This is a genomic window from Chryseobacterium gwangjuense (genome assembly GCF_021311115.1).
Lineage (GTDB): Bacteria > Bacteroidota > Bacteroidia > Flavobacteriales > Weeksellaceae > Chryseobacterium > Chryseobacterium gwangjuense.
This window is the reverse complement of record NZ_JAJTNP010000002.1, coordinates 253,416-266,286: the sequence shown is the minus strand read 5'-3', so window position 1 is coordinate 266,286 and position 12,871 is coordinate 253,416. Positions and strand designations below refer to the sequence as shown.

The 12,871-nt window shown below is 35.7% G+C and carries 12 protein-coding genes; 3 read left to right on the top strand and 9 right to left on the bottom strand.

The features are described 5' to 3' along the window. Positions 1-41: 41 nt before the first annotated feature. The 9 genes from murG to mraZ form a co-directional block, all read right to left on the bottom strand. A complete protein-coding gene (gene murG / locus LV842_RS04635; protein ID WP_233110289.1) occupies positions 42-1,160 on the bottom strand; it encodes an undecaprenyldiphospho-muramoylpentapeptide beta-N-acetylglucosaminyltransferase in 1,119 nt (372 codons plus the stop codon). 2 nt (positions 1,161-1,162) lie between these two features. Next, complete coding sequence (locus LV842_RS04630) at positions 1,163-2,401, bottom strand: FtsW/RodA/SpoVE family cell cycle protein (protein WP_233110288.1); 1,239 nt, start codon at positions 2,399-2,401, stop codon at positions 1,163-1,165. A gap of 71 nt (positions 2,402-2,472) precedes the next feature. Then, a complete protein-coding gene (gene murD / locus LV842_RS04625; protein WP_233110287.1) occupies positions 2,473-3,801 on the bottom strand; it encodes a UDP-N-acetylmuramoyl-L-alanine--D-glutamate ligase in 1,329 nt (442 codons plus the stop codon). Positions 3,802-3,887: 86 nt separating this feature from the next. Next, on the bottom strand, positions 3,888-5,129 hold the full coding sequence (gene mraY, locus LV842_RS04620) for a phospho-N-acetylmuramoyl-pentapeptide-transferase (RefSeq protein WP_233110286.1): 1,242 nt from the start codon (positions 5,127-5,129) through the stop codon (positions 3,888-3,890). Positions 5,130-5,219: 90 nt separating this feature from the next. After that, positions 5,220-6,680 (bottom strand): UDP-N-acetylmuramoyl-L-alanyl-D-glutamate--2,6-diaminopimelate ligase, encoded by a 1,461-nt coding sequence (locus tag LV842_RS04615; protein WP_233110285.1) that lies wholly within the window; start codon positions 6,678-6,680, stop codon positions 5,220-5,222. A gap of 20 nt (positions 6,681-6,700) precedes the next feature. Beyond that, a complete protein-coding gene (locus LV842_RS04610; protein WP_233110284.1) occupies positions 6,701-8,692 on the bottom strand; it encodes a penicillin-binding transpeptidase domain-containing protein in 1,992 nt (663 codons plus the stop codon). After that, positions 8,676-9,041: an FtsL-like putative cell division protein gene (locus LV842_RS04605; RefSeq protein ID WP_123944191.1), complete on the bottom strand. Its 366-nt coding sequence runs from the start codon at positions 9,039-9,041 to the stop codon at positions 8,676-8,678. Before LV842_RS04605 ends, LV842_RS04610 begins: the two co-directional genes overlap by 17 nt. A 111-nt stretch (positions 9,042-9,152) precedes the next feature. Continuing rightward, entirely contained in the window at positions 9,153-10,046 is an 894-nt protein-coding gene (gene rsmH / locus LV842_RS04600) for a 16S rRNA (cytosine(1402)-N(4))-methyltransferase RsmH (RefSeq protein ID WP_233110283.1), read from the bottom strand. Positions 10,047-10,087: 41 nt separating this feature from the next. Beyond that, positions 10,088-10,546, bottom strand: a complete 459-nt coding sequence (mraZ, locus tag LV842_RS04595) for a division/cell wall cluster transcriptional repressor MraZ (RefSeq protein ID WP_233110282.1) — start codon at positions 10,544-10,546, stop codon at positions 10,088-10,090. A 273-nt stretch (positions 10,547-10,819) separates the two neighbouring features. Between mraZ and LV842_RS04590 the strand changes: the two genes are divergently transcribed. From LV842_RS04590 to LV842_RS04580, 3 genes are all read left to right on the top strand, one after another. Next, a complete protein-coding gene (locus LV842_RS04590) occupies positions 10,820-11,581 on the top strand; it encodes an alpha/beta fold hydrolase (RefSeq protein ID WP_233110281.1) in 762 nt (253 codons plus the stop codon). A gap of 67 nt (positions 11,582-11,648) precedes the next feature. Beyond that, positions 11,649-12,272 (top strand): ribosome biogenesis GTP-binding protein YihA/YsxC, encoded by a 624-nt coding sequence (gene yihA, locus LV842_RS04585; protein WP_233110280.1) that lies wholly within the window; start codon positions 11,649-11,651, stop codon positions 12,270-12,272. After that, the gene (locus LV842_RS04580; protein ID WP_233110279.1) at positions 12,265-12,714 is read left to right on the top strand and encodes a GNAT family N-acetyltransferase; all 450 of its coding nucleotides are present in this window, start codon (positions 12,265-12,267) and stop codon (positions 12,712-12,714) included. Before yihA ends, LV842_RS04580 begins: the two co-directional genes overlap by 8 nt. The last annotated feature ends 157 nt before the right edge of the window (positions 12,715-12,871 follow it).

Here is a 12,871-nt window from a genome sequence, read left to right as displayed (position 1 = left end):
AAAAACGACCAGCAGGAGTATTAAAAATCTTGTTTTCATATTCAATGGGTATTAGTTATTACTATTTTATTCAATATCTCATCCACAATCTCTTTTGCGGCGTTTGGCTTGGCAAAATATTTAAGATTGTCAGACATTTCTTTTCTTATCTTTTCATTTTCGCAGATTTCTGAAAGGGTATTCCAGAATTTTTCCTGCATTTCAGAGTCTTTTACCATTCTGGCTGCATTTTTTTCAACCAGATTCATCGCGTTTTTCGTTTGATGGTCTTCCGCTGCAAAAGGGAAGGGCACCAACAAAACGGGCTTCTGAGCTACTGCCAATTCTGAAATGGCAATTGCGCCTGCTCTGGAAACAATTACATCCGCTGCAGAATAGGCTGTTTCCATATCTTTGATGAATTCTTTCAACTGAATTTGAGATCCGAGGTCCGAGATTCCAGATTCGTTGCTTAGTTCTTTATAATCCAGTTTTCCGGTTTGCCAGATCAATTGGTACCCTTTTTCTTTCAGGTTTTCCAAGTTGTCTTTCCAACCGTTGTTTAATGTTCTTGAGCCCAAAGATCCTCCAACCGATAAAATGGTCAGTTTATCTTTGTCTAAACCCATTTTTCCCTTTGCCTGAGCTGTTTCCTGCATTCCTGAAACAATATTTTCACGAATCGGATTACCCAAGAACTTTATTTTTTCAGCCGGGAAACCTTCCACTTTCGGATAGGCTGTAAATACGGCTTTTGCTTTTTTACTTAAAATTTTATTCGTTACACCTGCATGCGCATTCTGCTCCTGAATAAAAATCGGAATCCCAAGCTTGCTTGCTTCATATAGAGCAGGACCACTTGCGAAACCTCCTGTTCCCACTGCAAAATCCGGAGCGAATTTTTTAATGATCTTTTTTGATTTAGATAAGCTTTTTAAGATTTTAAAAGGCAACCCTAAATTCGACAACATATTTCCTCTGTCAATTCCGGCGATATCAATTCCTTCAATTCTATAGCCTGCCTGCGGAACTTTTTCCATTTCCATTTTTCCGTTGGCACCGATAAACAAAAACTCAGCATCAGGAAATCTTTTCTTGATTTCGTCTGCAATAGCAATGGCAGGGAAGATGTGACCTCCTGTTCCTCCGCCGGATAATAATACTTTTAGTTTTTTGCTCATCTTTATGCTATATCATTAATTTCAGCAATACTCTGTTTTTTGCCCATTCCTTCTTCATCATAAATCTGAATTCTTGAGCTGATATTTAAAATAATTCCCAATTGCAAATACGTTACCAACATTGAAGTACCTCCATAACTTATTAAAGGAAGTGGTTGTCCAGTTACGGGGATTAAATTAACCGCAACTGCAATATTTACAGAAAGTTGTATGAAAATCATCACACCGAGACTGAGAACAAGCAGAGATCCGAAAAAAGCGGGCATCTTACTGGCTATCATTACGATACGAATCATCATAATTAAATATAAACTAATCAAAAAAGCGGCACCAATTACTCCATATTCTTCAACAATTACCGCAAAGATGAAATCGGATGCAGATTGTGGAAGCATTTGCTTTAGGGCACTTTTTCCGGGCCCCATTCCTGTAACTCCTCCGTGAACGATCGCTGCTTTTGCCATCATTACCTGATAGTTTTTGGCTTTTATGCTTTCGTCATCCACATCAGCAGCTTTAGCTTTGCTTGAGGTAAAGGTCTCAATACGGCTCATCCATGTATGAACACGGTTCCCTCCGATGAGGTTTGTATTTAAAGCCACCAATAAAAAGAGAACGATCGCAACAAGTGATGATGAAATAAATCCTGCAATGTATTTCCAATGTAATTGTCCAATAATCAAAACAACTACGGAAACCATTAAAATCATTAATGCGGTAGAACCGTTATCTTTTGCTACCAATACAAAAACCAATAAAATAGGTCCGAAAATATACATGATATTCTCAATCGGAAGTCTTTCTCGGGTGATTTTCTTGGTTAAATACCTGCACAGATAAATAATCAGCATTAAAAAGGCAAATGAAGAAGGCTGAAAGGAAATTGGGGTTCCTGGAATTTTCAACCATCTTGAAGCACTTGCTCCGTCAATGGTTTGTCCGGTAAACATCGTAAGAACCAATAAGATAATCATTAAACCGAGCAAAATACTGCTAAGTTTTCCTATATACTCATATTTTACCATTCCGACTACTCTCATGATTCCCAAACCTAAGATCACAAAGAACATATGCTTGATGACGTGACCTGTTGTGGTCCCGTTATTCACGATATATTCCAGATTCGAGCTTGCAGAATATACAGGGAAAATAGAGAAAATGGAGATCACAAGAATGACCATCCAAAGTACTTTATCGCCCTTTAGAAATTCAAATCTGTTTTCTGTGTCTTGTTCGTTCATGTTATTTAATGAATAATGAGAAATTAATAATGAAAAAAGCAATTTCACTTTTAATTATTCATTGTTAACTATTAATTTTTTAACACCTGTTCTTTAAACTGACGACCTCTGTCCTCATAGCTTTTGAATAAATCAAAACTTGCACAACATGGAGAAAGTAAGACCGTATCTCCTTTTTTAGCCAGAGATTTTGAAATTTTCACGGCTTCTTCCATGCTTGATGTGTCATAGATTAATTCTTTTTTGCCTTTAAAGAAATTGATAATCTTTTGGTTGTCAATTCCTAAGCAGACAATCGTTTTTACTTTTCTTTTAACTAAATCCTCAATTTCGGTATAGTCGTTTCCTTTATCCAGCCCTCCAACAATCCAAACGGTTGGGTTTTTCATACTTTCTAATGCATAATACGTTGCATTAACGTTCGTTGCTTTACTGTCATTGATGTATTTAACTCCTTCAATTTCAGTGACAAACTCGAGTCTGTGTTCAACCGCCTGGAAAGTCATTAATGAATTTCTGATACTTTCATTGTTGATCTTCAGTATTTTACCGGCAATTGAAGCGGCTAAGCTGTTGGCAACATTATGATTTCCTAGCAAGGACAATTCTTCAATCTTCATGGAGAACTTATCCTGAAAATCTACTTCAATATTTTCTCCGTTAACAAAGCCTCCTTCAGACAATTTTTCTTTTGTGGAGAAAGGAATCATTTTTGCCTTTATTTCTAACTTTTCAAGAAGATTTTTACTCATTTCATCATCTTTGTTGTAGATGAAGAAGTTATCATTTTCTTGATTTTCGGTGATTCTGAACTTTGCTAAAGCATATTCTTCATAATTGTAATTGTACTGGTCCAAATGGTCCTGAGACAAGTTCAATAACAAAGAAATATAAGGTCTGAAATTCTGAATATCATCTAATTGGAAAGAGCTTACTTCCAATACATAATATTCATGGTTTTCATCCGCAACCTGTTTTGCAAAGCTGTATCCGATGTTTCCACCTAAACCTACATTCAATCCGTCATTTTTTAAAATGTAATAGATTAAAGAGGTAGTCGTTGTTTTTCCGTTACTTCCTGTGATCGCGATGATTTTTGCATCTGTGAACTCCGAAGCAAATTCAATTTCAGAAGAAAGTCTGATTCCTTTCTCATGAATTTTATGAATGATCTCTGCTTTTTTCGGAATTCCCGGACTTTTTACAATCCAGTTTGCATTTAAAATCCTTTCTTCATCATGATTGTTTTCTTCAAACTCAATGTCATGATCTTTAAGAAACTGCTTATAGTTATCCTTAATGGCACCTTTGTCTGAAAGAAAAACTTCCAAACCTTGTTTTTTAGCCAAATAAGCAGCTCCGCAACCGCTTTCTCCTCCTCCTAAAACAACTATTTTCATATGTATTCTTTTGTAAAATGTAAAATGTAAAACGTACAGTGTATTTGGTGTTTTTTATATTAAGTACTTTTTACTATTCACAAAATTTATCTCATTTTTAACGTGATTAGACACACAATTGCCAAAATTACCCCAATGATGATCATCCTGTTTACGATTTTACTTTCGTGGAAACCGCCTTTCTGATAATGGTGGTGCAATGGTGACATTCTGAATAATCTATTGTTTTGGGCATATTCCAACCCGAATTTTTTCTTTCTGTATTTGAAAACGACAACCTGAAGCATTACTGACAAGTTTTCGATTAAGAAGATCCCGCATAATACAGGAATCAACAATTCTTTTCTTAAAATAATAGCTAAAACAGCAATAACACCTCCTAACATCAAACTTCCGGTATCACCCATGAAAACCTGTGCGGGATAGGTGTTGTACCAGAAAAATCCAATTACCGCACCTACCATTGCCACGGCAAAAATGGTGGTTTCACCCATATTCGGAAGGAACATAATGTTGAGGTAATCTGCAAAAATGATGTTTCCTGATAAGTAGGCAAACAAGGCTAAAACAAGGAGTATCACAGCGCTTGTTCCTGCTGCAAGACCATCAATTCCATCGGTGATATTCGCTCCGTTTGAAACGGCTGTTACAATGAAAATTACGATAGGAATGAATACGATCCATGCCCATTCGTGAGCATCTTTATCATTCATCCAGAATAACATTCCGCTGTAGTCGAATTCGTTATTTTTAGCAAAAGGAACAGTAGAAACAGTGATTTTTTCTGTAGGCATGAAGTTTTGCTCAACATTGTTTCTGTTCACGACTTTCGCATCTGCGTATTTTCTTTTCACTGTAATATCAGGATGAAAATACATAGTAACTCCGATAATTAATCCTAATCCAACCTGTCCTACAATCTTGAACTTTCCGCTTAAACCGTCTTTGTTTTTCTTGATTTTCTTTAAATAGTCATCCAAAAAGCCAATCGCACCCATCCAAAGCATTGAAACCAAGAGAAGAACAATGTAAATATTGGTAATTCTTGTGAATAGTAATACCGGAATAATGGTAGCCAAAATAATAATAAGACCTCCCATTGTAGGAGTTCCTTCTTTTTGTTTCTGGCCGTCTAATCCAAGATCACGAACCAATTCGCCCATTTGTTTTGATCTCAAATAGTTGATGATTCTTTTTCCATAGACAAGAGCAATGATCAAAGAAAGTAAAACAGCCATTCCTGCTCGGAAAGAGATGTATTTCAACATTCCTAATCCGGGAACGTGAATTCCTTGGCTGGTTAGATATTCGTATAGATAGTATAACATTTTCTATTTAATTTAAAGATTAAGAAATTAAGGTATTTAGAAATTCGTAATGTCTTAATCTCTGAATTCCTAAATTTTTTAATTTAAATTTTACTTACTCATTAATTTCCAAAGCTCATTGATTGTCTCCTTGTCGTCAAAATGATGTTTTACACCATTAATCTCCTGATAGGTTTCGTGACCTTTTCCGGCTACGAGAACAATATCTTTAGGTTCTGCAAACTTTATTGCCATTTTTATGGCTTCTCTTCTGTCCGGAATTGAAGTATACTTGCTGAAGTTCTGAGGTTCAACACCTGTTTCAATTTCTTTAATAATTACAGCCGGATCTTCTGTTCTTGGATTGTCTGAAGTGATGATTGCCAACGTTGATTTTTTGGTGGCAATATTTCCCATTTCAGGTCTTTTTGAGTGATCTCTGTCGCCTCCGCAACCGAAAACCGTAATTAATCTTTCGTTTTTCGTTCTGATATCATTAATGCTGTCCAAGATGTTTTCCAAAGCATCCGGAGTGTGTGCATAATCTACAATAAAGAAAATTCCGCCATCAGATTTAAAGGTTTCAAATCTTCCTGAAACTCTTTTCAGCTGACTGATTGCCTGAAGAATTTCATCCTGCTCAAAACCAAGCTCAGAAGCAATTCCGAAAACTAATAATAAGTTGTAAACATTGAATTTTCCTGTCAATGTTGTCCAGAATTCTTTTCCGTTGAAATTCAATAACATTCCGTTGAAATCCACTTCCAATAATTTTCCGTGAAAATCCGCCATTGTTTTCAAAGCATAAGACCTTTTTGTAGCCTTTGTGTTTTGAAGCATCACATTTCCGTTTTTATCATCAACATTAGTGATTGCAACGGCTGTATCTTCCAATTGATCAAAAAATCTTTTCTTCGTTTTTAAATATTCGTCGAATGTTTTATGATAATCTAAATGATCGTGAGTAAGATTGGTGAAACCGGCAATTTTAAAATGTAGTCCTTCAATTCTGTTTTGAGCAATTCCGTGAGAACTTACTTCCATAAAAGCAAATTCACAGCCTTCTTCAACAGCCTGAGCTAAAATTTTATTAATGGTAATCACATCCGGAGTAGTGTGAGTTGCCGGAATTACTTGTTCTCCAATTCTGATCTCAACAGTAGAAAGCAAAGCAGAATCATATCCTAAATTTTTAAAAACATCAAAAAGCAGGGTAGAAACAGAAGTCTTTCCGTTTGTTCCTGTAACTCCAATCAGCTTTAATTTTTCAGATGGATTTCCGTAGAAATTAGACGCTAATTGTCCTAATGCCTTAGATGAATCTTTTACTTTAACATAGGTAACATTTTCATTAAGACTTTCGGGAAATTCTTCACAAACAATTGCTTTTGCTCCTTTTTCAACTGAAGATGCAATAAATGAATGTCCATCCACAACCGTTCCTCTCATTGCAATATACAAAGAGCCTTCAGTAATCTTTCTGCTGTCGAAAACCAATTCGGAAACTTCACAAGTGTTTTCACCGTGAATTTCTAAAACTGGGATTCTTTTTAATAATTCAATTAATTGCATTTCTTTGATGCTTTATATTTTTAATTCTGTAGAGATAAATAAATTCTCTGGTTCTTACTTATTGTCGTGCCTTCCAATGGGAATTGTTCTTTGATTCTTCCAACTCCTTTGTAATCTACACGATAACCCAAATTTTCCAGCTGCGGGATTACATTTTTACCAATTAATCCTACTACACTTGGCATTTGTTTATTGTTCACTGCTATTTTCACATTAGGCTCAACCATTTTATTAAGGTTTACCTTATTGTTCACAAGCATTTCTCTTTCAATATTCTGTGGTGTTTTTAAGAAAGTTTTTCCTGCAATTTCTTTAAAAACGGGTGCTGCAACAGTTGCTCCATAAAAACCTTTTGCTGTATTAGGCTCGCTAATCATTACATAGCAGGTATATTTAGGATTGTCTGCCGGATAAAACCCTGCAAATGATGCACGATATTTCATTGGACCAGGCAACCAATACTCAAATCTTGCGGTTCCGGTTTTTCCTGCCATTTTTAAATTAGGAGTGAAAATACTCTTTGCTGTTCCTTTTTCTACGGCTTTGGTCAATGCACTGGTCATCATTTTGATCGCTTTTTCAGAAGCCATTTTGTTCACCATTACTTCAGGCTTGGCAACGTACATTTCCTTCCCGTCTTTCATGATTTTATCGATGAACAGAGGTTTCAGCATTTTACCACCATTAGCAACTCCGTTATAGAAAGTTGCTAATTGTAAAAGGTTGATGTTCGATGAATATCCGTAAGCGATTGATGCTAATGTTGCTGCATTCCATCTTTTATTTTCCGGGGTTACGATTTTCGGTTTTGTAATTCCTGGAAGTTCGATGCTCATTTTGTCGAATAGTTTCCAGCGTTTTAGATGATCCAGAAAAATTTGAGGCTTGTCTGCATAATATTTTGTAATCAGTTTAGCAGATCCTACGTTACTTGATTTTGCTAAAACATCACTGATATCATAAGTTCCGCCGCCGTGACCATCCGAAATTCTTTGTTTTGCATACACCCAAACTCCGTTTCCAACATTTACCGTTGTGTTTTCATCGATAAAACCATCATCCATGGCAGCTAATAATGAAATGGTTTTAAAAGTTGAACCCGGTTCAATATTGTCTTTTAAAGCGTAATTGTAAGAATCAACATAGTCTCGGTCATCATTTCTTCTTAAATTAACCATGGCTCGAACTTTCCCTGTTTCAACTTCCATCACAATCACAGTTCCGTGTTTTGCTTCGAAATTGATCAGCTGCTTTTGAAGAGCAGAATGTGCAATGTCCTGGATTCTAAGGTCTAAAGTTGTATATACATCTTCTCCATCAACGGGTTCCTGAACTTTCCAGAAGTCAATAGGTTTCCATTGGGAAGAATTAATTCTTTGTTCTAGTCTTTTCCCGTCTGTTCCGCGTAAATATTTTGAAAAAGCACCTTCAAGACCTGCTTTATGTTCGCCGTCATCCATTCCGATGGTTCCTGCTCCGATTTCCGAAGTTGCCAGTTCTCTTTTGTAGTTTCTGTCTACAATGAACCCACCTTTATTTTTTCCTTTTTTAAAGATTGGGAATTTTCGAACCCTGTCGTATTGATCAAAATCCAGCCCTTTTACTAAAGTATAGTACTGGTTTTTCTTTTTTCTCTGTTCGTCAAACTTCTTTCTGAATTCTCCTCTTGGTTTTCCGAACATTTTGCTTAAAGAATCTGTTAATGCACCAATATTGTTGGTGTAAACAGTGTCTTTCATTGTTTTGAAATCAAGATAGATATCGTAGCGCATTACCGTGGTTGCGAGAATTGAGCCATCGGACGCGAAAAGGTTTCCTCGGGCAGCTTTTAGAGTTGCTTCCCGGTAATTTTTATTAATGTAATCGTCTTTAATTTCCTGAACATTAGTGTTTTGTAAGATTATAATTCTTGCCAAAAACATTACAAACACGCACAAAGCTACCACTGCGAAGAGGTAGCCCCATCTTAACGTTTTTTTACGTTTGTTGTCGTATTCATTTGGCTTTTGCATCTGTACTGTCCAGTTTTATTAGCAGTTTATGAGGATGGTTTTCCAAGGTCATTAAAGAATCCCGTGCAACTTCTTTCCCCAATTCCGATTCCATTTTTACTTTTATCAGCTTACTTTGGGCGTAAGCGTTTCGTGATTTATATTCTTCTGTTTCTTCTTTTAAAGCGTTGACAATTTTTATCTTTTTGTTGACGAGATGATTGCTGTAAATCATCGCCATCATCAGAACAAACAACAGGAGGAAATACTTATAATGTATTTTAACCTCGTCACGATTCAGAAAGTTTCCTTTTATAATGTCTATAAAAGTTAATCTTTTCTGAGGACGATTTGTTGTTCTTTTTGCCACAGACTTTGTCTGATTTTTTATTATTAATCGTAGTTTTTAACCACCCCGTCAAAAATTCTCTGAATTTTCGCCACCCCTCCGGAGGAGGGGAATTTTAAGAGTGGATAATCCTTACACTTTTATTCCTGTTCTCATTTTAGCACTTCTGGCTCTTGAGTTTTCTTCAATCTCCTGGTCGTCCGGAATGATCGCTTTGCTCTTTACCAATTCAAATGCTTTTTTATAGTTTCCGTAAATGTCTCTTTCGGGTTCTCCCTCAAACATTCCGTTTTTCAAAAATCTTTTTACCAGTCTGTCTTCTAGAGAATGATAAGAGATTACAACCAGCCTTCCTTCCGGTTTTAAAACATTATATGCCTGAACTAGCATTTCTTTTAAAACTTCAAGCTCTTGGTTGACTTCAATTCTGATAGCCTGAAACAACTGTGCATAAAACTTGTTCACTTTATGCGGTGGAAGATAGCTGAATAGTTTTTTCAGATCTTCTGTTGTTTCTATGCTTTTAGTTTTTCTGTGATGAACGATGTCTCTTGCCAGTTTTCTAGCTTCTCTCAGTTCACCGTAATAGTAAAAAATGTCGGCAAGCTGTTCCTCATCATAGTCGTTAATGACTCTTTTTGCGTCAAGACCTTGCATGACGTTCATTCTCATATCCAAAGGAGCATTGCTTCTCGTTGAGAAACCTCTTTCAGCTTCATCGAACTGGTGGGAAGAAACTCCTAAGTCGGCCAGAACTCCGTCAATCTGAGAAATTCCATACATTAATAAAGAGTTTTCCAGAAATCTGAAATTCTGATTGATTAATGTAAATCTAGGATCGTCTATTGTATTTTTAAGAGCGTCTAAGTCCTGATCAAAACTGAACAATCTTCCTTTGTCTGAAAGTCTGCTCAATATTTCTCTGGAATGACCGCCTCCTCCAAAAGTACAGTCCACATATATTCCGTCCGGATTCGTTACCAAATCATCTACACTTTGCTTCAACAAAACGGGGTTATGATACATACTTTAGTTGTGTTTTTTTTCGCTTTTAATAATCAGCGTAATTATTCTTCATCGAAAGAGCCCATCACATCTTCGGCAAGACTGGCGAAATCGGCTTCATTGGTGGAAATTACCTTTTCGTAGGCTTCTTTGTCCCAAATTTCAAACAATTCTCCTGCACTTGTAATTACAATATCTTTCTGAAGGCCTGCAAAGTGGGTCAGATCTTTTGAGATCTGTAATCTTCCCGCATTGTCCAGTTCTACTGTTTTTACTCCTGCCGTAAACATTCTAATGAAATCAGCATTCTTTTTAATGAATCTGTTAAGTTTATTAATTTTGCCCATCACTTTATCCCATGCGTTCATAGGGTAAACTTCCAGACAAGGTTGGAACACAGATCTTTTGACTACAAACGCCTTGTCGTCGAAGTTTTCCATCTGTTTGATTAAAGATGAAGGAACTTTTAGGCGGCCTTTGTCGTCAATTTTACACTCATATGTTCCAATGAAACTTTTCATTTGGAGCAAATTTATATAATAATTTCCAAAATTTCCCACTTTTTCCCACTTTTTCCCTTAATGTTAATAAGTTTTATTAAAGATTGAGTTTTTAGGGGGTAATTGTTTGATATGATGAAGGTTGTGTTTGTTGTTATTCAAGCCATAATAAAGAGATTTTCAAAAAAATGATTAAAAAAAGGATTATTATATTATTTTTATTTTAAATTAGGGTAATCAAAATTTTTTTGAGGTTTAATTTGTATTTTTGCAAGGCTTTATTACAGGCATAATATGATATTTAGTACAAAAAAAGAAAAGAAATATACCTTTGTAGAAGCGGGGGAAGGACATTCATTGGTGCTGTTACACGGCTTAATGGGTGGTTTGAGTAATTTCGATAAAATGGTAGATTTTTTTTCAAACAGAGGATTCAAAGTATATGTTCCTCAGTTACCGATCTACGATTTGCCGGTACTCAATACCAATCTTACGACTTTAGCAAAATATATAATAAAGTTTATTGAGAGCCATGTTCAGGGACCTGTTACCATTGTCGGAAATTCAATGGGTGGCCATGTTGGGTTAATTTTGACCTTAGCAAGACCTGATTTGGTTAAAAATCTTGTTCTTACAGGAAGCTCCGGTTTGTATGAAAGAACTTTCGGAGATAGTTTCCCAAGAAAGAATGATCGTTCTTATATCAGAAAGAAAACAGAAGAGGTTTTTTATGATCCTTCTGTTGCTACGGAAGATTTGGTAGATGAAGTTTTTGGTGTGGTGAATGACAGAATGAAGGGAATCAAAACGGTAATGCTGGCAAGAAGCGCGATTAAACACAATATGTTGAACGATTTACCTAAAATTCTGACACCAACGTGTCTGATTTGGGGAAAGCAGGATAATGTAACGCCTCCTGAAGTTGCTGAGGATATGCACAAATTTATTCCAAATTCAGATTTGTTCTGGATCGATAAATGTGGTCATGCAGCAATGATGGAAAAACCAGATGAATTCAATGAAATTCTTTATAGCTGGATAAAAGATAAAGTTTAAAATTAAAATAAAAATGACCATTAAGAGCTTTTTCTTAATGGTTTGTTTTTCTAAAATACTCTAAAAAATGGTTATTAAAACAGCAACGTTTGTAAAAAGTAGTGGAAAATGGCAAGATTGCCCGGAACCTACACTTCCCGAATATGCTTTTATCGGAAGATCTAATGTTGGAAAATCATCACTGATTAATGCAATGATGAATCATAAGGATTTGGCAAAAACTTCACAGACTCCCGGAAAAACTCAGCTTATTAATCATTTTATCGTTAATGACAGTTGGTATCTGACGGATTTGCCGGGATACGGATATGCAAAAGTTTCCAAGTCCATCAGAAAAGATTTTGAAAAACTCATCACCAATTATATTTTAAACAGAAGAAATTTAGTGAATCTTTTTGTATTGGTAGATTCCAGACATAAACCTCAAGCAATTGATTTGGAGTTTATTCAATGGTGTGGAGAAAGCGGAGTTCCGTTTTCAATTGTTTTTACAAAAGTGGATAAGTTAAAACCTAATATTGCGATTAAAAATGTAGAGGATTATAAGGCTGAGCTTCATAAAACCTGGGAAGATCTTCCGGAGTTGTATGTGACTTCTGCGGAAAAGAAACTAGGAGGAGACGAAATTTTAAGCTTTATTCAGAAAACAAATGAGTTTTTGTTTAATAATAATGTGAGTTTTGATGAGTAATATTATCTGGAAAATTAAAACTTTTGATGAATTTACCGTTCCTGAATTGTATGTAGTTTTAAAAGCGAGAATTGATGTTTTTGTAATCGAGCAAAACTGTCCTTATCCTGATTTGGATAATTATGATCAGAAGGCAGTTCATATCTGGGCTGAAGAGGATGGGGAAGTTTTGGCCAACTGCAGGATTTTTGACAGAGGAATAAAATATGATGAAGCTTCGATCGGAAGAGTTTTAACAACTGAGAAAGCCCGAGGAAAAAGCTTAGGGAAATTATTAATACAATATGCTGTTGAAACCATAGAAAACCGTTTCCATACTTCGGAAATCAGGATTTCAGCACAGGATTATTTATTGAAATTCTATGGTGGTTTCGGGTTTGAGGACACCGGGAAAAAATATCTGGAAGACAACATTCCACATACGGAAATGTTAAGAAAATAAAAGATAAGCGAGGAAATAAATTCCCTCGCTTTTTTTGACAGTTTTATATGTAATGTGTTTTTATGGTTATTAGTTTAATTACATTCAGAACAATAAGATCTGTCAACATATTGTTTATTACTCAAAAATAGATCGATAAAACCTAGAATCCTTACGG